16 protein-coding genes are annotated in these 18,019 nt (G+C 64.2%); 2 read left to right on the top strand and 14 right to left on the bottom strand.

The annotated features are described in order from the left end of the window. Positions 1–26 precede the first annotated feature (26 nt). The 4 genes from HS968_RS18540 to HS968_RS18525 form a co-directional block, all read right to left on the bottom strand. The gene (locus HS968_RS18540) at positions 27–1,637 is read right to left on the bottom strand and encodes an NAD(P)/FAD-dependent oxidoreductase (RefSeq protein ID WP_182368039.1); all 1,611 of its coding nucleotides are present in this window, start codon (positions 1,635–1,637) and stop codon (positions 27–29) included. A 153-nt stretch (positions 1,638–1,790) separates the two neighbouring features. Next, the gene (locus HS968_RS18535) at positions 1,791–2,987 is read right to left on the bottom strand and encodes an MFS transporter (protein ID WP_238338860.1); all 1,197 of its coding nucleotides are present in this window, start codon (positions 2,985–2,987) and stop codon (positions 1,791–1,793) included. Between the two features lie 32 nt (positions 2,988–3,019). Then, on the bottom strand, positions 3,020–3,622 hold the full coding sequence (locus HS968_RS18530) for an NADPH-dependent F420 reductase (RefSeq protein ID WP_182371651.1): 603 nt from the start codon (positions 3,620–3,622) through the stop codon (positions 3,020–3,022). Positions 3,623–3,700: 78 nt separating this feature from the next. Beyond that, positions 3,701–4,465 (bottom strand): SDR family NAD(P)-dependent oxidoreductase, encoded by a 765-nt coding sequence (locus HS968_RS18525; RefSeq protein WP_182368036.1) that lies wholly within the window; start codon positions 4,463–4,465, stop codon positions 3,701–3,703. Positions 4,466–4,581: 116 nt separating this feature from the next. Here HS968_RS18525 and HS968_RS18520 point away from each other — a divergent pair, with 116 nt between their 5' ends. Beyond that, the gene (locus tag HS968_RS18520) at positions 4,582–5,511 is read left to right on the top strand and encodes a LysR family transcriptional regulator (protein ID WP_182368033.1); all 930 of its coding nucleotides are present in this window, start codon (positions 4,582–4,584) and stop codon (positions 5,509–5,511) included. A gap of 63 nt (positions 5,512–5,574) precedes the next feature. Here the strand turns inward: HS968_RS18520 and HS968_RS18515 are convergent, their stop codons facing one another. Beyond that, positions 5,575–6,234, bottom strand: a complete 660-nt coding sequence (locus HS968_RS18515; protein ID WP_182368030.1) for a COG3650 family protein — start codon at positions 6,232–6,234, stop codon at positions 5,575–5,577. 125 nt (positions 6,235–6,359) lie between these two features. Here HS968_RS18515 and HS968_RS18510 point away from each other — a divergent pair, with 125 nt between their 5' ends. Then, positions 6,360–7,241 (top strand): RluA family pseudouridine synthase, encoded by an 882-nt coding sequence (locus HS968_RS18510; RefSeq protein WP_182368027.1) that lies wholly within the window; start codon positions 6,360–6,362, stop codon positions 7,239–7,241. A gap of 67 nt (positions 7,242–7,308) precedes the next feature. Here the strand turns inward: HS968_RS18510 and HS968_RS18505 are convergent, their stop codons facing one another. The 9 genes from HS968_RS18505 to HS968_RS18465 all read right to left on the bottom strand — a co-directional run bounded on the left by HS968_RS18505 (position 7,309) and on the right by HS968_RS18465 (position 17,897). Further along, on the bottom strand, positions 7,309–8,283 hold the full coding sequence (locus HS968_RS18505) for a Bug family tripartite tricarboxylate transporter substrate binding protein (protein ID WP_119693077.1): 975 nt from the start codon (positions 8,281–8,283) through the stop codon (positions 7,309–7,311). Positions 8,284–8,390: 107 nt separating this feature from the next. Further along, a complete protein-coding gene (tcuB, locus tag HS968_RS18500) occupies positions 8,391–9,557 on the bottom strand; it encodes a tricarballylate utilization 4Fe-4S protein TcuB (protein ID WP_202884219.1) in 1,167 nt (388 codons plus the stop codon). A gap of 4 nt (positions 9,558–9,561) precedes the next feature. After that, positions 9,562–11,016 (bottom strand): FAD-dependent tricarballylate dehydrogenase TcuA, encoded by a 1,455-nt coding sequence (tcuA, locus tag HS968_RS18495; protein ID WP_119693075.1) that lies wholly within the window; start codon positions 11,014–11,016, stop codon positions 9,562–9,564. A 136-nt stretch (positions 11,017–11,152) separates the two neighbouring features. Further along, a complete protein-coding gene (locus HS968_RS18490) occupies positions 11,153–12,088 on the bottom strand; it encodes a LysR family transcriptional regulator (RefSeq protein ID WP_182368024.1) in 936 nt (311 codons plus the stop codon). Positions 12,089–12,436: 348 nt separating this feature from the next. After that, complete coding sequence (locus HS968_RS18485; protein ID WP_238338859.1) at positions 12,437–13,477, bottom strand: AbrB family transcriptional regulator; 1,041 nt, start codon at positions 13,475–13,477, stop codon at positions 12,437–12,439. Between the two features lie 9 nt (positions 13,478–13,486). After that, positions 13,487–15,004: a tripartite tricarboxylate transporter permease gene (locus tag HS968_RS18480; protein WP_106736608.1), complete on the bottom strand. Its 1,518-nt coding sequence runs from the start codon at positions 15,002–15,004 to the stop codon at positions 13,487–13,489. A 2-nt stretch (positions 15,005–15,006) separates the two neighbouring features. Then, positions 15,007–15,462 carry a tripartite tricarboxylate transporter TctB family protein gene (locus HS968_RS18475; protein WP_182368020.1) on the bottom strand — a complete coding sequence of 152 codons (456 nt, stop codon included), beginning with the start codon at positions 15,460–15,462 and terminating at the stop codon, positions 15,007–15,009. A 155-nt stretch (positions 15,463–15,617) separates the two neighbouring features. After that, positions 15,618–16,538: a tripartite tricarboxylate transporter substrate binding protein gene (locus HS968_RS18470; protein ID WP_238338972.1), complete on the bottom strand. Its 921-nt coding sequence runs from the start codon at positions 16,536–16,538 to the stop codon at positions 15,618–15,620. A 93-nt stretch (positions 16,539–16,631) separates the two neighbouring features. Continuing rightward, positions 16,632–17,897, bottom strand: a complete 1,266-nt coding sequence (locus tag HS968_RS18465; RefSeq protein WP_182368014.1) for an OprD family porin — start codon at positions 17,895–17,897, stop codon at positions 16,632–16,634. Positions 17,898–18,019 lie beyond the last annotated feature (122 nt).

Below are 18,019 nucleotides of genomic sequence, written 5' to 3'. Positions count from 1 at the left end.
TGCGCATGGCGCACCCTACCAGGGGCTTAGTCCAGGCGAAGCATCGAGCGGCCAACCGCCTCGGCGACGCGAATGCCATCCACGCCGGCGGAGAGAATGCCACCGGCATAGCCTGCACCTTCGCCGGCCGGGTACAGGCCCTTGAGGTTGAGGCTCTGCATATCGGCACCACGGGTGATGCGCACCGGTGAGGAGGTGCGCGTCTCGATGCCGGTTAGCACTGCATCCGCCAGGTCGAAGCCCTTGATCTGCTTGCCGAAGGCCGGCAGTGCTTCGCGGATGGCCTCGATGGCGAAGTCCGGCAGCGACGGAGCCAGGTCGCCCAGCTTCACGCCCGGCTTGTAGGAGGGTTGTACTTCGCCCAGCGCACTCGACGGCTTGCCGGCGATGAAGTCGCCGACCAGTTGCCCTGGTGCTTCGTAGTTGCGCCCGCCGAGCACATAGGCGTGCGACTCCAGGCGCTCCTGCAGCTCCACACCGGCCAGCGGGCCGCCTGGGTAGTCCTGCTCGGGGGTGATACCGACGACGATACCGGCGTTGGCGTTGCGCTCGTTGCGCGAGTACTGGCTCATGCCATTGGTGACCACGCGCTCCGGTTCGGAGGTGGCGGCGACCACGGTACCGCCTGGGCACATGCAGAAGCTGTACACCGAGCGGCCATTGCTGGCGTGGTGCACCAGTTTGTAGTCGGCGGCACCGAGCTTCGGGTGACCGGCGTACTTGCCCAGGCGTGCGCGGTCGATCAGCGATTGCGGGTGCTCGATGCGGAATCCCACCGAGAACGGCTTGGCCTCCATGAACACGCCGCGCGCATGCAGCATGCGGAAGGTGTCGCGGGAGCTGTGGCCGAGCGCCAGGATGACGTGGCGGCTGGCGATCTGTTCGCCACTTTCCAGCACCACCCCGCAGAGTTGATCACCCTCGATCAGCAGGTCGCTGACACGTTCCTGGAAACGCACTTCGCCGCCGAGCGCCTTGATCTCCTCGCGCATGGTGGCCACCACGCCGGTGAGGCGGAAGGTGCCGATGTGCGGCTTGCTGACGTAGAGGATTTCCTCCGGTGCTCCAGCCTTGACGAACTCCTGCAGCACCTTGCGACCGTGGTGGTTGGGATCCTTGATCTGGCTGTACAGCTTGCCGTCGGAGAAGGTGCCGGCACCGCCTTCGCCGAACTGCACGTTGGACTCCGGGTTGAGCACGTTCTTGCGCCACAGGCCCCAGGTGTCCTTGGTGCGTTCGCGTACTTCCTTGCCGCGCTCCAGCACGATGGGGCGTAGGCCGGCCTGGGCCAGAATCAGCGCCGCAAAGATGCCGCAGGGGCCGAAACCGACCACGATCGGGCGTTCGTCCAGCGGCGTTTCGGCCTTACCGACCGGCTTGTAGCTGATGTCCGGTGCCAGGCCGACATGCTTGTCATCGCGCAGACGAGCGAGCAGCGCGGCCTCGTCCTTCACCTCGCAATCGATGGTGTAGATGAACGGCATATCGCCGAACTTCTTGCGTGCATCGTAACTGCGCTTGAACACGCTGAAGGCGAGCAGGTCGGCGTCAGGGATACCCAGGCGCTGGACAATGGCCGGGCGCAAGGCTTCATCGGGATGGTCGAGGGGCAGTTTCAATTCGGTCAGGCGAAGCATGTACGGTGTCCTGTTGGGCCGGTGGTGATCCGGCAGCGTGAAGAGGGCAGCGATTGTACGGGATTCGCTGCCCGGATGGAGGAGGTCGGCATTCTCGAACGACTGGCGGCTTTGCTTCGTTGAGCGCTGTGCCAGTGCAGGCGAACGGGCTGATCAGCCGCGCTGACGTTCGATTGCGCGCCCCCGGAAGAACATCAGGGCAGCGCCCGCAAAGGCTGCTGCTGCGGCATAGACGATCACGGCTTGCGAGTCGAGGCTGTCGATGATCAGCCCTCCTAGAACCGCACCCGCAGCAATGGCGACCTGGAAGGTCGATGACAGCAGGGCGCCAGCGCTTTCCGCGTGATCGGCGGCGGCGCGCGCGTTCCAGATCGAGATCGATACCGGGAAGGCGCCGAACGCAAAGCCCCATAGCGCAATCGCGACGAAGGCAACGTCTGCCTGTGTGCCGAACAGGATCAGCGTGAGTGCAACGGCAGCGATCAGGAACGAGCAACTGCTGACTGCCCAGGCTGGACTGCGCGCGGCGACGGCGCCGCCGGCAAGGTTGCCGAAAAAGCCGCTGACACCGAAGGCCAGCAAGGCAAGCGAGACGGTCGCGACATCCAGGCGTGGAACCTCCTCGAGGAAGGGGCGGATGAAGGTCAGCGCGGCGAAGTGTCCGGAAATGACCAGCAGCCCGGTGCCGATACCGATGGCGACCGCGCGCCGCGTCAGGGCCGCCTTGAAGGACGCCAGGCCCGGCGCTGCGGTGGCCGGCAGTTTGGGCAGGGTCAGCATCTGGATCGCCAGCGCCACCACGCCAATACCGGACGCGGCCAGGAAGGTTGCTTGCCAGCCCCACAGTTCTCCCAGGTAGGCACCCAGCGGGGCAGCGAAGATGGTTGCGAGCGAGATGCCCATCATGATGATCGAAAGGGCGCGTGGCACCTTGTCCGAGGGCACCAGGCGCAGGGCGAGCGCTGCCATCATGGCCCAGAAGCTGCCGAGGGCGAAGCCCAGCAGCCCGCGCGCGATCAGCAGCACCGTGATATTCGAGGCATAGGCCGAAAGGATGCAGGAGAGCACCAGCATGGCCATCAACCCCCAGACGATCTTCTGTCGATCCAGACGGCCCGAGAACAGCACGACTAGCGGTCCGGCGAATGCGGCGACCACGGCGGTGGCGGTGATGGCCTGGCCCACCGCACCATTGGATACACCTAGGTCGGCGGCCATCGGTGTCAGCAGGCTGATCGGCAGGAATTCCGCCGTGACCAGGCCGAAGGCGCCCAGGGCAAGCGAGATGACGGCCCACCACGCCGCAGACATGGATCGGCTGTCAGCAGCAGATGAATCGGTATGTGACATGATGGAATCCTTCATTTTCGTCTCCCGGTAGCTCAGCCGAACTGCACCAGTTCGAGCGAGGGCAATGGCCCACCGGGGAATTGCGTCAGGCGCCCACCTTCGGCCAGGGCACCAAGGTCGATAGCGGCGAAGCCCAGCTCATCGATCAGTGCGCTGACTTGGTTTTTCGCGCGATTGTCGTCACCTGCCAGGAACAGCACACGCCGGCCGCCGCGCTCGGCGGGATCGGCGATGAGCAGTCTGGGGTTCAAGTGGTTGAACGCCTTCACTACATGGGCGCCCGGCACCAGGTCGGCAAACACCTCGCTTGAGGTGCGGCCATGCAGATCGATGGGGTTGAACAGCGGCGCTTCGATCGGGTTGTTGCTGTCGATCACGACACGCCCGGCGAAGTCCGCAAGCCCGCACAGTGCGGCTGGCAGCTTCGACCAGTTCACCGCGACCAGCACGATGGACTGCGCTGCCGCCTGCTCACGGGTACCGGCACGGATGCTCGGGCCGATGGATTGTACCAGGCCTTGCAGGCTCTCTGGCCCACGGCTGTTGGCGAGGATTGCCGGAATGTTCCGACGCGCCAGGGCGCGAGCGAAAGCCGCGCCGATATGGCCGGCGCCGATGATGCTGATGGAGGGCAACTTGCTCATGCTGGGACTCCTTGAGACCTGAGGTGGCGGAAAACCATGGGGCAGGCCGACTGGCCTGCCCCGGCGCACTTAGGAGGTCAACCCGCCGTCTGCGAGGATGTCCGCACCGGTGATGAACGAGGCTTGCGGGCTGGCGATGAATGCCACGAGGCTGGCAATTTCGTGTGGCTCTCCGTAGCGGCCCACTGCCATACGAGGCGTCAGGAGCTGGGCAACCTCGCTATCGGTCGGGTTCATGTCGGTGTTCACTGGCCCTGGGTGGATGCTGTTGACCGTAATCCCGCGTGGCCCCAGATCATGTGCCAGGCTGCGGTTGAAACCGGCGACGGCGCCTTTGGTCAGGCTGTAGGCGGCAAGTCCGGGTACACCGGCGTACTTGGTGACCGAGCTGGCGATGTGGATGACGCGGCCGCCTGCCTGCATGTGCCTTACCGCTTCCTGGGTGGCGACGAATACACCGGTCACGTTGACCGCGAGCATCTTCTGGTAATCCTCGAAGCTGGTTTCTTCGAACTGACTGAACACGCCGACACCGGCGTTATTCACCAGAATGTCGAGGCCGCCGAATGCTTCTACCGTCTGCGCGACGGCGGCACGCACGGCCTCGGGATCGGCTGCGTTGGCCTGGATCGCCAGCACGCGCCCACCTGCCGACTCGATGGCCGCTGCGGTTTCCTTGGCCTGTTGGGGCGAGCCATTGTAGGTGAAGGCAACCTGCGCACCGTCGGCGGCCAGGCGTTTGGCGATAGCTGCGCCGATGGAGCGAGAGCCGCCTGTTACGAGAGCCGTCTTGCCGGCCAGAGGAAGGGGTTGGGAAGAAATTACGTTGCTCATGGTTCACTCCGTTTGATTGCCGAGACATTCGGTGGAGTGACTATGGTGTTTTCATTGCTCTTTGATTAGCGGCTAATCATTTGGATTATCTTCAAGTATCTATTTAAGATCGTGCCATGGAAACGCTCGCCAATCTTGAATCCTTCGTACGCAGTGCCGAGAGCGGCAGCTTCTCGGCGGCTGCACGTCGCCTTGCTCTGACGCCGGCAGCGGTGAGCCGCAATGTTGCCATGCTGGAGCGCAACCTGGGCGTACGGCTATTCCAGCGCTCGACACGCAAGCTGACGCTGACCGAGGCGGGAGAGGCCTTCCTGGCCGCTATTGGCGACAACCTGAAGTCCCTGCAGAACGCCATCGCTGCCGTATCCGCCGATGATGGCCAGCCGGCCGGCGTGCTCAAGATCAGCGTGGCGCCATCCTTCGGGCTCGATTACCTGCTGCCGCTATTGCCCGAGTTTCTCCAGCGCTATCCCCGTGTACGGCCCGAGTGGCACTTCGAGAACCGTGCGGTCGATCTGATTGCCGAAGGCTACGATGCGGCCATTGGCGGCGGCTTCGAACTGGCGACTGGCGTGGTTGCCCGAACGCTGGCTGCGCTGCATGTCATCGCCTTCGCTTCGCCCGCTTATCTGGCCCGTCATCCGCTGCCAGCCGATCCTTCGGGGTTGATCGAGCTGGATGGCATCGTCATGCGCTCCCTTTCTTCGGGGCGTATCCGCACCTGGAACATGCGCACCGTGCAGGGCGATGAGGTGGCCGCCGCGATGCGAGAAACCATCGTGGTCAATGATCCTGCGGCCGTGCGAGAAGCTGCGTTGCTGGGCCTGGGGGTGGCGATGCTTGCCGTACCCGATGTGTTGCCCTGGCTGGAGTCGGGTGAGCTGGTGCGGGTGCTGCCACGCTGGTGGGCGGATGCCGGCGCGTTGTCGCTGTATTACCCCAGCCGTCAGTTGCTGCCGGGCAAGACGCGCAGCTTCATCGACTTCGTGGTCGAGGCCTTCGAGCGGGAAGATTATGCGCGGCGCTTCGCCGGCAGTCTGGGCTAGCGGTTAGCGCGGTCGCACGCTTCGTGCGGGTGACCCTGCGCAGGATCACCCACAGTTCAACGGTCAGTTACGTGCGCCGCCGAAGTGCGCGCAGCCACGCATCACCTGGCCGTCGAGACGCAGCTCGGCGCTGAGGTGATTGACGGCGCCACTCATGCCGTCGACGCAACGCTGCGGCGCCAGCCACAGGTCGAGACGCTGGCCGTTGGCTTCGCTGCTGAAGTTGAGGCGGCCGTCCGGCAGTTGTTCTTCCAGATAGGGCAGAGCCAGCGGCTCATGCTCGGGGCGGTTGAGTACCAGGCCCTTGCTGCCGACTTCCACTTGCCAGAACGGCTCGTTGCCGCTGGCGCGCAGGGTCAGGCGCTTGAAGTTGAGATCGTCGCAGCCATGGCCTTCGCTCTGCAGGCGATAGATCTGGCTGATTTCGAAGCGCCCGTCGTTGCCTTTGCCCTGACTGCCGCCCAGGCGGCCTGCCAGGTCGGCGAACAGATCATTGCCGAGTTGGCTGGCTTCGCGCTCGATACCGGTGTTGCCGGCATCGGCCAGCACGAAGCGGCGTTGCTCCTGGCAGGGGATGAAGGTCAGCTGGCCATTCTCGACCTGCACCTGGCCCTGCAGACGGGTGGCCGGAGGCGGGCCTTCTGGCTTGCCGGTGTAGACCTGGCAGGCGGCCAGGAGCGGGAGTAGGGCGATGCTGGTGAGCAGGGAACGGGTGGTGGACATGAGTCTCTCCAAATACGAGCGGCCACCATAGCCACAGCCGGACGCCCGCTCAAGCCGTTTGCTTTGACTGAGTGCAACGACTGCGGCCTAATTCGCCCCTCCGGATTCGTCGAGTGTTTCCCGCAATGCCCAGCCCCGCCATGCGCCCCAGCACCCTTCACTTGCCTCAGGGCGACTGGGCAACGGTGCTCGATTGCCTGTGCGATCACTTTCCGGCCATCGATCGTGCTACCTGGTTGCAGCGCATGACGACGAACAAGGTGCTGGATGGCGCGGGTGCGCCTATCGGCCCCGAGCATCCTTACCGCGTCGGGCTCAAGGTGCGTTACTTCCGCGAAGTGCCGAACGAAACGCCGATTCCCTTCGAAGAACAGGTGCTATGGCAGGACGAACACCTATTGGTCGCGGACAAGCCGCATTTCCTGCCAGTCATGCCGGCCGGTGAATACGTCGAACAGACCCTGCTGGCGCGGCTGGTCAGGCGCACCGGCAATCCTGACCTGGTGCCGATCCATCGCATCGACCGGCTGACTGCCGGGCTGGTGCTGTTTTCGGTGAACCCGAGCAGTCGCGGTCAGTATCAGGCGCTGTTTCGTGAGCGGCAGGTGGAGAAGCGCTACGAGGCCATCGCCCCGGCACTGCCGCAACTGCAGTTTCCCTACCTGCATCGTTCGCGCATGGTCGATGGCGAGCCGTTCTTCCGCATGCAGGAGGTGGTTGGCGAGGCCAATAGCGAGACGCTGATCGAGGTGCTGGAACAACGTGGCGGACTGTGGCGGTACGGCCTGTCACCGGTGACGGGCAGAAAGCACCAGCTGCGAGTACATCTGGCCGGGCTTGGCGCGCCTATCGTGGGCGATGATTTCTACCCCGAGTTGCAGGCGTCGCGGAACCAGCCGGACGACTACGGCAAACCGCTCAAACTGTTGGCGCGGGGGTTGCGTTTCGTCGACCCCGTGAGCAGCCTGCCGCGTGAGTTCGACAGTGCTCTGCAATTGCAGTGGTGACGCATAAAAAAGCCCGCACGGGGCGGGCTAAACGTGGTTCCTGATCGGAGCCAGAACAGCTCGGGCGTTAGCGCAGTAAGCCAAACTCGTTCGCCAGCACCTTGTACTCGGCCACCTGTTCATGGACGAACTGCTCCAGCTCTTTGCCTGTCTTGGCAAAGGGCAGCAGGTCGAACTGCTCGCGGGTCTTGTCGAAGCCTTCCTCGGCCAGCAGGGTTTCGAAGCGCTCCTGCCACCAGGCGAAGTCCTCGTCGCTGACCTCGGGGCCCATGTAGAAGCCGCGCACGATAGGCCAGACGACGTCATAACCTTGCTCTTTCGCGGTGGGAATATCCGCGAGTTTTCCCGGCAGGCGTTCTTCGGCCATCACGGCGAGGATGCGCACATTGCCTGCTTCCAGCTGCGCCGTGGCTTCGCCAAAACCGCTGACGATGGCCTGCACGTGGCCACCGAGCAGCGCCGTCATGGGCTCGCCGCCGCCCTCGAAGGCCACGTAGCGCAGAGCCTGTGGATCGATATGCGCACTGCGGGCGACCAGCGCCGCCTGCATCCAGTCCTGGCTGCCGACGGTGCCGCCGGCGCCGATGACCAGTTCCGATGGTGCCTTTTCCAGTTGTTTGATCAGGTCATCGAAGGTTTGCAGCGGCGAGTCGCGGTGCACGGTAATCGCGCCGTAATCGGTGCCGATGGCGGCGAGCCAGCGCACGGCCTTTTCGTCATAGCGACCGAACTTGCCTTGCGCCAGATTCAGCAGCGAACCACTCGACCAGGCGGTGATGACGCCGGGTTCTTTCGGCCGTAGTGCGACCACTGCGTTGTAGGCGACGGCGCCGATGCCACCGGGCATGTAGGTGACGCGCATGGGCGCCTTGAGCAGGCCGCTGTCTTTCAGGCCGCTCTGGGCGATCTTGCAGGTGATGTCGAAACCGCCACCGGGCTTTGCTGGTGCGATGCATTCGGGGCGTTTGGGTTCGGCGAGTGCCATGCCGGCGGCAAGCAGACCGGAGGTCAGCAGCGCGGCGCAGGTGAGGCGGTTTTTCATGTGTTCTCCTGTGGAGTTTTATTGTGGTTCAGGCTGGGGGACACCGCTGGCGGCGTCGGGGCAACGGGCGGGATGCACGGTGCATCCCGCCGGTATGGGGTACAGGCTCAGTCGCTGCCGAGCTTGAGGTTGTCCGGCTGGCGCTTCTCGATCGCGTGCTTGAGCAGCGCCGCGCTACGGAAGATGCCGTGGGCGAACTTGCCGTACGGCATGGTCAGGAAGAACGCCATCACCATGCCCAGGTGGATCGCCAGCAACAGGGCCATCGCACCGGTATCCCGCCAGGCCAGCAAGGCCAAGCCGGTCAGGCTGATCAGAAACAGCAGCACGATGAAGCCGCGATCCATGGGCGCCTGGGCACGGTCACCATGTTCCGGGTCACGGCGATAGTTGAGCCACAGCAGCCCGGCAGGTCCGATCAGCAGGCCGATGCCGCCCAGCGTGCCGAGTACCACCGGCAGGCTGAGCAGTGGATAGGGCGCCTGCAGGCCGAGCAGGTAGTGGTAGAGCGTGGCCACGCTGGTGGAGGCCAGGCACAGCATGAAGCCGTAGAAGGTGAAGTGGTGGAAGCGGCGGCGCCAGAGGGTGAAACGGTCGCTTTCGTTGTTGCAGCCTTCGCCATGGCCACCGTCGAGGTACTTGAGCTTGAGCACCGCACCGGAGGCTTCCGCTACGGCGGCTCCACTGGCGAGCGCTTGTGTGTCGGCGGGGCTGATCGCCCGCCAGAAGCGGGTGACGCCGATGGCCAGGGCGAGGATGGCGAAACCGAAGGCGCCGCCGAACATCAGGGCCAGGGTGTTGTGCGGGAAGATCGCGTAGAAGTTACCGGCCAACGGCCCTGGAAACAGCGTGCCTTTGACCAGCAGGGTCAGCAGCAGGAACAGCGCCAGCGAGCCTGCCAGGGCCAGCGACAGGGTCAAACCATTGCGTTCGTAGAGCGTGCCGAGCTTGCCTGGCCAGGCGTACTCGACATAGGTATTCAGGCGCACTTTGGCCATGGCCTGCGGCACGTTCACGGCGAACTCGTGCGGCGCGGCGTACTGGCATGCATGCAGGCAGGCGCCGCAGTTGTGGCAGAGGTTGGCCAGGTAATGCACGTCTGCCTTGGCGAAATCCAGTCGACGGGTCATGGCCGGGAACACGGCGCAGAACCCTTCGCAGTAACGGCAGGCGTTGCAGATGTGCATCTGCCGGTCGACTTCGGCTTCGTGAACGTTCAGCAGGGGAATCAGGTTTTGCTGCTCCGCGCTCTTGCTTGGAGAGGCGATTTGTATGACTTCAGGCGATTGCACGGGACTCTCCGTCGCTTGCTGTATGGGGGCGATGACCGGCTGCCGCGGCAGCCTGGGTTCCGGCGATACGGCCGAAAGCCGTACCGATGGACATGCCGACGCCGGCCGTGTAGCCCTTGCCGAGGACGTTGCCCGCCATCATTTCTCCGGCCACGAACAGGTTCGCGCTGGGCTTGCCGGCGAAGCGCACGGCGGCGGTGTCGTCGGTCTTCAGGCCGAGGTAGGTGAAGGTCACGCCCGGCTTGAGTGGGTAGCCGTAGAAGGGCGGGGTATCGATGGGGCGCGCCCAGTGGGTCTTGGCCGGCGTCACGCCTTCGGTGTGGCAGCCGTCTAGGCGGGTGTGGTCGAAGTCGTCGCCCACGCAGGCGCTGTTGTAGGCCTGCAGGGTCTTCACGAAGGCCTCGACCGGCAGGCCGAGTTTGCTGGCGAGTTCTTCCAGGCTGTTGGCCGTGGTGCCGGGAAAGACCGGCGGCATGAAGCGCCCGATGGCCTTCTGATCGATGATCGAAAAGCCCACCTGGCGAGGTTGCTGGGCCACCAGCCTGCCCCAGATGGCGTAGCGCTTGGGCCAGAAATCCTCGCCCTCATCGTAGAAGCGCTCGCCCTCGCAGTTGACCACCACGCCGAGCGATACGCAGTCGATGCGCGTACAGATGCCGCCGTCATAGAGCGGCGCGCGGGCGTCGATGGCCACCATGTGCGCCTGGGTCGGATCGCCGATGGTCTCGGCTCCAGCATCGATCAGCTTGCGCAGCAGCACGCCGTTGTTGAAACGCGTGCCGCGAATCAGGAAATTGTCCGCCGGCCACTCGCCGCGTTCGTTGACGCCCCAGGCCTCGCGCAGCCATTCGCGATTGGACTCGAAGCCGCCGGCTGCCAGCACGCAGGTGCGCGCTTCGATGCGCTCGGCCGGATACTGCTTGCCGTCGACTTCCCGCGCGGAAATGTGCGCGGCGACGAAGCGGTCGCCGTCCAGTTCGATGTCGTCGACCGGCGCGTCGTAGCGAATCTGTACGCCCAGTCGCTCGGCGCTGCGGTAGTAAGCATTGACCAGCGCTTTGCCGCCGCCCATGAAGAAGGCGTTGGTGCGTGCGACGTGCAGGGCACCGGACAGCGGCGGCTGGAAGTGCACGCCATGGCTGCGCATCCAGTCGCGGCAGTTGGACGAGGCGCGGATGACCAGACGCGCCAGGTGCTCGTCGGTCTGCCCTCCGGTGACCTTGAGCAGGTCTTGCCAGAATTCTTCTTCGGGGTAGGCGTCGACCAGAACGTCCTGCGGGGCTTCGTGCATGCAGCGCAGGTTGCGGGTGTGCTGCGAGTTACCGCCCCGCCAGGCGCGTGGGGCGCCTTCCAGCAGCAGTACGCTGGCCCCGGCCTCCCGGGCCATCAGGGCGGCGCACAATGCGGCGTTGCCACCGCCTATAACCAGAACGTCGATCATCGTGTCTCCTCGTTGGCAGAGGAGCGCTACACGCTAGGGCTCCCCGTCTGGCGAGGGACTTTAGGAGGGGGCGCAGTGGCTCGAAAGGCCAGGAACGGCGTGGGGTGTTCAGTATTTCTAAACACCCACTCCGAGGTCAGGCGTCATGTTCATCCAGCAAGTGGGCGCCGGGCCAGCGAGCGCTGCCGACCAGCTCGCGGGTCGTATCCAAGATCGCTACGCGTGCGGCCAGGGCAGCGGGCGACAGCTCATCGTCGGGGAGGGACACCAGCAGGTTGCGCCGGCCTGCGTGGGCATCGCTGATCTGCACGACGTGCAGCCCTTGTTCGCGAGCCCTGGCCGCAACCGAGCCTGGCTGGATGGTGGCGGCATAACCGGCCTTGACCGTGTCCATCAGCAGCGCCAGGCCATCGATGTCCATCACCACGGTGGGTTCGCAGCGCGAATGGGCGAAGGCATTGCTGATGGTGGTGCGCAGACCGTGCTGAACGCTGGGTAGCACCAGTGGCAACTGCGCAAGCTCATCGAGCTTGACGTTGTCACCGCTGGGCATGCCAGGCAGGTTGGCGGCTGCGATCACGAAGAGTTTCTCATCGAGCAGCGGCCTGACGCGGCAGCGCCGGCCCGGATCGCTGTGGAAAAGTATCGCCAGATCCAGCTGACGTGCATGCAACTGGCTGGTCAGATAGCCGGAGAGCATTTCCACCAGGTGCAGCTGGATATTCGGGTAACGCTGGCGCATCACCGCGATCAGCGGCAGCGCCAGCACCGATGACGTGCTCGGGGCGAAGCCGACGCTCACGTAGCCACTCATGCGCTCGCGCTGTGCAGCCTGGGCGGCATTTTCTGCCTGGCGCAGGGTGAGTTGGGCATGGTGCTGGAAGGCGATGCCCGCCGGGGTGGGCGAGACGCCGGTGCTGCTGCGTGTCAGCAGGCGGGTGCTGAGTTCGTTCTCCAGCTTGCTGATCTGCTGGCTCAGGGCCGAGGTTCCCACGTCCAGCTCCAGGGCCGCACGGCCCAGGCTGCCATGTTCGACCACCTTGAGAAAGTAACGCAGTTGTCTCAGCTCCATCGCGTATCCGCCAATGTGGGAGTGCAGGGTAAAGGGCTAGTCGAGGATAGTGATGTGGCGGGAGAAGAAAAGAGACTTTTGCTCTGTCGTTCTTATTGCATACACACGGCGCGATAAAAAAGAGCCCGCACAAGGCGGGCTAAACGTGGCTCTTGCACCAGAGCTTGAATAAGGATGCGGCGAGAAGCATCACCAACGCGTAGGGCGTACTCGGCTTTGGCATCCTGCGTCGCTCTACCTCCTGCATCCATGCAGTCGTCGCGAAGCAGTACGCCGCTGGGCTTGTGTCGCGCCGAAGAACGGCGGACTGTTCGCTGGCGCTACGAGCGGCCGGCGTTTCGGTCCGCCCTACGCGTGGCGCTTGCACCAGAGTTTGAACAAGGGTTCAGCCAGGAACATCACCAGAAACAGCCTGAGCACCTGCAGTGCGGTGACCAGCGCCACCGAAAGCTGCAATGCCTCTGCCGTCAGGCTGAGCTCGGCGATGCCGCCGGGCATGATGCCGAGGATCAGCGACAGGTGATCCTGGCCGGACAGCCAGGCGAGTATCTCGCCAAGTGCCACGGCGCCCAGCATCGCCAGCAGCGTCGACAGCAACACACGTCCGAGAAAACCTGGTGCGCTGCGGAAGAAGGCACGATTGAAGTGGCAACCCAGGGCGCTGCCGATCAGCCACTGGCCGAACTGACCAAGCTCCGCCGGCAGTGCCAGGTGCAGGTCGAACATCGCACTGGCCACCGCGCAAACGGTCAGCGGCCCGAGCATCCAGGGGTTGGGCTGGTTCAGCTTGTTCCACAGCACGCCCAGGGCGACACCGGCGAGCAGCAACGGCGCCAGCCAGCTCCAGTCCACCGGAAAGCGCTCAGGTGCCGGGACATTCGGCAGACTCCAGGTAAATAGCGCTGGAATCAGTAGCACCACCAGCAGCAGACGCATGCTATGCGCCGCGGCCACACGGGCTGACTGGGCGTCGTGACGCAGGCCGAGGTTGACCATTTCGCTGGCACCGCCCGGCATGCTGGCGAAGAACGCGGTGGCGCGGTCGACGCCGGCCCGGCGCAGCAGGGCAATACCGGTCACGCTCACCAGCAGTGGGCACAGCGCTCCGATGAGAATGACCCACCAATGCGTGAGCACCTGCTCCAGCACTTCGCTGGTGAAATGCAGGCCGATGCCGGAGGCGATCAGCCATTGGCCGACACGGCGGCCGCCCGGCACTTCACTGACGGGGCGATCCGTGATGCAACGCAGCAGGATCACTGCCAGCAGTGATCCGACCATCCACGGCAAAGGCCAGTCTGCAAGACTGGCCAGGTAACCCCCCAACGCGCCGGCCAGTGGCGTAGGCCACCAGCCGCGTGGGTTAAAGGAAGCGATGCTTAGGGACACGCATCTTCCTTAGGCGGCGTCAGCCACTTCAGCCTGACGCTGACTGCGCTTGCGCCAGCTGCGGTAGAAGGGCAGGGCGATCATGCCGACGATCAGTGTCCACACGCCCCAGGTGATCGGGCTGGCGAAGAGGATGCCCAGCTCGCCGTTGGAGATCGACAGTGCACGACGCAGGTTCTGCTCCATCAGGCCGCCGAGGATGAAGCCCAGCAGAATGGCCGACAGCGGGAAGTCCAGCTTGCGCAGAATGTAGCCCGCGACGCCGATACCGATCATCAGGAACAGGTCGAAGGTGGTGGCGTGCACCGCATAGACGCCGATCGAGGTGATGATGGCAATGGCCGGAACCAGTGCCCAATACGGCACGGCGAGGATCTTGGTGAAGATCTTGATCATCGGCACGTTCATCACGATCAGCATGACGTTGGCGACGAACAGCGAAGCGATCAGACCCCAGACGATGTCGGGCTGGTTCTGGAACAGCAGCGGGCCGGGGGTGATGTTGTACAGGGTCAGTGCGCCGAGCATTACCGCAGTGGTGCCCGAGCCGGGAACGCCCAGAGTCAGCATCGGCACCATGGAGCCGCAAGCCGAGGCGCTGTTGGCGGTTTCCGGAGCAGCCAGGCCGCGCAGGTCACCATTGCCGAACTTGTTGTCCTTGTGCGCCAGGCGTTTTTCACTCATGTACGCCACGGCACTGGCCAGGGTCGCACCCGCACCCGGCAGGATGCCCAGGCCGAAGCCCAGTGCGCCGCTACGCAGGTTGGTAGCCAGAACCGACAGACCTTCCTTGAGGTTGAACAGCATGCGGCCCTTGGCTTCGATGGCCTTCTGGCCATGGTGGGTGCGCTCGAGCAGTACGAGAATCTCGCTGACCGAGAACAGGCCGAGTACCAGCACCACGAACTGGATGCCGTCAGCCAGGCCCAGGCTGCCGAAGGTGAAGCGGTACACGCCGCTGTTGGAGTCGATGCCCACGCACGACAGGAACAGGCCGATGCAGCAGGCGATGGCGGTCTTCATCGGCTTGTTGCCGGCCATGCCAGCCAGGCAGACGATGGCGAAGACCATCAACACGAAGTATTCCGCGGGGCCGAAGGCCACGGCCCATTTCGCCAGCAGCGGGGCGAAGATGACCACACCGCAGGTGGCGATCAGGCCGCCGACGAAGGAGCTCCAGGCGGAAATGGACAGGGCAACGCCCGCTTTACCCTGACGGGCCAGCGGGTAGCCGTCGAGGGTGGTCATCACGGCCGAGGCTTCGCCCGGGATGTTCAGCAGAATCGAGGAAATACGGCCACCGTACTCGCAGCCCAGGTACACGGCTGCCAGCAGGATCAGCGCGGTTTCCGGCGGCAGGCCGAGGGCGAAGGCGATGGGGATCAGCAGCGCCACGCCGTTGATCGGGCCCAGGCCCGGCAGCAGGCCGACGACCGTACCGATCAGGGTGCCGCACAGGGCGGTGAGCAGGTTGTAGGGGCTCAGGGCAACACCGAAGCCCTGACCGAGGTAGCTGAGGGTATCCATGATTAATTCTCCAGCGCGGCGAGAATGCCGAGCGGCAGGGGTACGTCGAGGGCTTTGTCGAACAGCAGATACAGGCCGACGCCGAGCGCCACGCCAGCGATCACGCTGACCTTCCAGGAGCCTTCATACAGGCGGGCCATGGCGATGGCGAAGATGATGCTTGCAGGAATGAACCCGAGGAGTTCGAACACGGCGGCGTAGGCGCTGAGAATTACCACGCAGCCAACGACCTTGCTCAGCACGTGGCGATCCAGTGGCGGCTCGTCATGTTCCGCGGTGGCGCTGGCCGGCTTGGCGATCAGGTAGATGGCACCGAGGCCCATCAGCATCAGTAGCAGCAGCGGGTAGGCGCGAGGCCCGACAGGTTCGTAGGAAAACGGCGCGTGATAGCCCCAGGCGGTGGCGGCCAGGCCCAGGCAGCAGAGCAACAGCACGATGCCGAAGATGCGTTGGTACATGAGGAAATCCTCGTGGTGTTGTGTTGCCTGCCGGGTTTCCTGGCGTGAACGACGCCAGCCCGTGAGCACGAAGCTCCAGGCGGTTGGGATTGCGGGTTTCAGGTTGCGAAAACTGCCGGAGCGCCAACACCGCAAGGTGTTGGCGCCCTGGCGGGTTACTCCTGAATCAGGCCGAACTCCTGAGCCAGTTGTTTGTACTGGACGACCTGCTTCTTGACGTAGGCATCCAGTTCATCGCCGGTCATGGCGAAAGGGTAGAGCTCGCGCTGTTCACGCAGTTTGGCGAAATCTTCCGAGGCCAGCAGTTGGTCGAAGGCATTCTTCCACCAGGCGTAGGCTTCGTCGCTGACTTTCGGGCCAACGTAGAAACCGCGGATCACCGGCCAGGTCACGTCGTAGCCTTGTTCCTTGGCGGTCGGGATCTTCGACACCACTTCGCCCGGCAGGCGCTCGTCGGAGAACACCGCGAGGATGCGCATATCGCCACTTTCGATGTGCGGCACGGAGTCGGAGATATCGGTACTGGCGACCTGGATGTGACCGCCGAGCAAGGCGGTCGCCAGTTCACCACCACCTTCCATGGCCACGTAACGCAGCTGGCGCGGCTCGATACCGGCAGCGCGGGCGATCAGCGCGGTTTGCATCCAGTCCTGGCTGCCAACGGTGCCGCCGGAGCCGATCACCACTTTGCCGGGCTCGGCCTTGATGGCAGCGACCAGGTCGTCGAGGGTCTTGTACGGCGAGTCGCTACGTACGGCCAGGGCGCCATAGCTGGTGCCGACGCCGGCCAGCCACTTCACGGCATTCTCGTCGAAACGACCGAACTTGCCTTGCGCCAGGTTCAGCAGAGAACCGCTGGAGAACGCGGTGATGGTGCCGGCTTCGGACGGGCGCTGAGCGACCACCGCGTTGTAGGCCACGGCGCCAACGCCGCCCGGCATGTAGGTCACACGCATCGGCGAGGACAGCAGCTTGCTGTCCACCAGCGCGCTTTGCGCCAGTTTGCAGGTCAGGTCGAAACCACCGCCCGGGGCTGCCGGGGCGATGCATTCTGGGCGTTTCGGTTCGGCGGCCATCAGCTGGCTGGCGAAGGCCAGGCAGGAGGCAGCGATTGCGGCACGGATCAGGGCAGGTTTCATGATGGATCTCCTCGCTAATCTTATTGTGGATTACCAGATGGGCAGGCTGTAGCCGACGATGATGCGGTTCTCATCCGCATCGCGAGCGAAGTCGGAACGGAAGCTGGCGTTACGCGCACGAATGTAGAGATCCTTGAGCGGGCCGCTCTGCACCACGTACTTGAGTTCGATGTCGCGTTCCCATTCGCCACCACGCTGGTTGCTACCGGCGACGCGCGCGTCGTCACTGGTGATGTAGCGGGTCATGAAGCTCAGACCAGGCAGGCCGAAGCTGGCGAAACTGTAGTCGTAACGGGCCTGCCAGGAACGCTGGTCGGCGTTGGCGAAGTCGTTGATCTGCACGAAGTTGATCAGGAACGGGTCGCTGCCGTCGATGTAGGCAAAACCGGTGTCACCGCTCATGTCCTGGAAGCCCAGGCCGAATTTGTGGCCGCTGATACCGTAGCTGACCATGGCGTTGATCGCACGGTTATCCACCTTGCCGGCCTTCGATGCGCCGCTGTCCTTGCTGAGGATCAGGCGCAGATCGCTGCTCAGGGTGCCGGCGCCCACCTTGTGGCTGCTCAGCAGGCCGAAGAAGTGCTGGCGATAGATGTCGTCGAGGTCGGCGAAGTAATAGCGACCGGTGAAGCCTGGTGCGAACTTGTAGTCGACACCGGCCAGATCCAGGTGGTCTGCACTGATGCTGGCGGCGAAACGACGGTTCTTGCTGTTGAGTACCAGGTCTTCCTCGTTGGTCGAGGCGCGGTCGATCACCTTGTCCAGGCGACCGCCGGTGAAGGTCAGGCCTTCCAGTTCGGAGGAGGTCAGCAGGCCGCCTTCGAATACTTGCGGCAGCAGGCGACTGTCGCTGGCCTTGACCACGGGCAGCTCGGGAACGTGCGAGCCATAACGGAATTCGGTTGCGGAGACCTTGACCTTGGCGGTCATGCCGAGGCGGCTGAACTCGTCAGCTGAACGGCCATCGTCATGCACCGGCAGCAGATCGGTACCGGTGCGGCCCTTGCCCGAGTCGAGCTTGATGCCCAGCAGGCCCATGGCGTCGAGACCAAAACCTACGGTGCCTTCGGTGAAGCCGGACTGAACGTCCAGGCGAAAGCCCTGGCCCCATTCTTCACGCTTGTTCTGTCCGTCACCTTCACGGAAGTCGCGATTGAAATAGATGTTGGTGGCGGTGAGGCTAGCCGAGCTGTCTTCGACGAAAGCGGCTTGAGCGAGGGGGGCGGCGAGGCTGGCGGCGATGGCCAGACTAAGCAGATGTGCAGGCGGGAAAGCCTGGCGCGAGGCAGCAAACATGGTGTGGTCTCCGTTCTTGTTCTTGTAACGGCTCTGCTCCACTGCAGGCCGCTCAGGCAGGTGGGTCGAGCCACCTGAGGGGCGATCCTAGGTGTTCAAGCTTTCAGCAGCCTTTCATTGAT

It is taken from the genome of Pseudomonas berkeleyensis, assembly GCF_014109765.1.
Classification (GTDB): Bacteria; Pseudomonadota; Gammaproteobacteria; order Pseudomonadales; family Pseudomonadaceae; genus Aquipseudomonas; species Aquipseudomonas berkeleyensis.
Note: the sequence above shows the minus strand (reverse complement) of the source record. Positions and strands in the feature narration are given on the sequence as shown.

What these genes read in the sequence shown, in the direction of transcription:
- HS968_RS18475 (WP_182368020.1), bottom strand. Translation starts at nt 15,462, where the DNA reads ATGTACCAACGCATCTTCGGCATCGTGCTGTTGCTCTGCTGCCTGGGC.
- HS968_RS18490 (WP_182368024.1), bottom strand. Translation starts at nt 12,088, where the DNA reads ATGGAGCTGAGACAACTGCGTTACTTTCTCAAGGTGGTCGAACATGGC.
- HS968_RS18470 (WP_238338972.1), bottom strand. Translation starts at nt 16,538, where the DNA reads ATGGCCGCCGAACCGAAACGCCCAGAATGCATCGCCCCGGCAGCCCCG.
- tcuA (WP_119693075.1), bottom strand. Translation starts at nt 11,016, where the DNA reads ATGATCGACGTTCTGGTTATAGGCGGTGGCAACGCCGCATTGTGCGCC.
- HS968_RS18535 (WP_238338860.1), bottom strand. Translation starts at nt 2,987, where the DNA reads ATGTCACATACCGATTCATCTGCTGCTGACAGCCGATCCATGTCTGCG.
- HS968_RS18520 (WP_182368033.1), top strand. Translation starts at nt 4,582, where the DNA reads ATGGAAACGCTCGCCAATCTTGAATCCTTCGTACGCAGTGCCGAGAGC.
- HS968_RS18480 (WP_106736608.1), bottom strand. Translation starts at nt 15,004, where the DNA reads ATGGATACCCTCAGCTACCTCGGTCAGGGCTTCGGTGTTGCCCTGAGC.
- HS968_RS18510 (WP_182368027.1), top strand. Translation starts at nt 6,360, where the DNA reads ATGCCCAGCCCCGCCATGCGCCCCAGCACCCTTCACTTGCCTCAGGGC.
- HS968_RS18515 (WP_182368030.1), bottom strand. Translation starts at nt 6,234, where the DNA reads ATGTCCACCACCCGTTCCCTGCTCACCAGCATCGCCCTACTCCCGCTC.
- HS968_RS18465 (WP_182368014.1), bottom strand. Translation starts at nt 17,897, where the DNA reads ATGTTTGCTGCCTCGCGCCAGGCTTTCCCGCCTGCACATCTGCTTAGT.
- HS968_RS18505 (WP_119693077.1), bottom strand. Translation starts at nt 8,283, where the DNA reads ATGAAAAACCGCCTCACCTGCGCCGCGCTGCTGACCTCCGGTCTGCTT.
- HS968_RS18540 (WP_182368039.1), bottom strand. Translation starts at nt 1,637, where the DNA reads ATGCTTCGCCTGACCGAATTGAAACTGCCCCTCGACCATCCCGATGAA.
- HS968_RS18525 (WP_182368036.1), bottom strand. Translation starts at nt 4,465, where the DNA reads ATGAGCAACGTAATTTCTTCCCAACCCCTTCCTCTGGCCGGCAAGACG.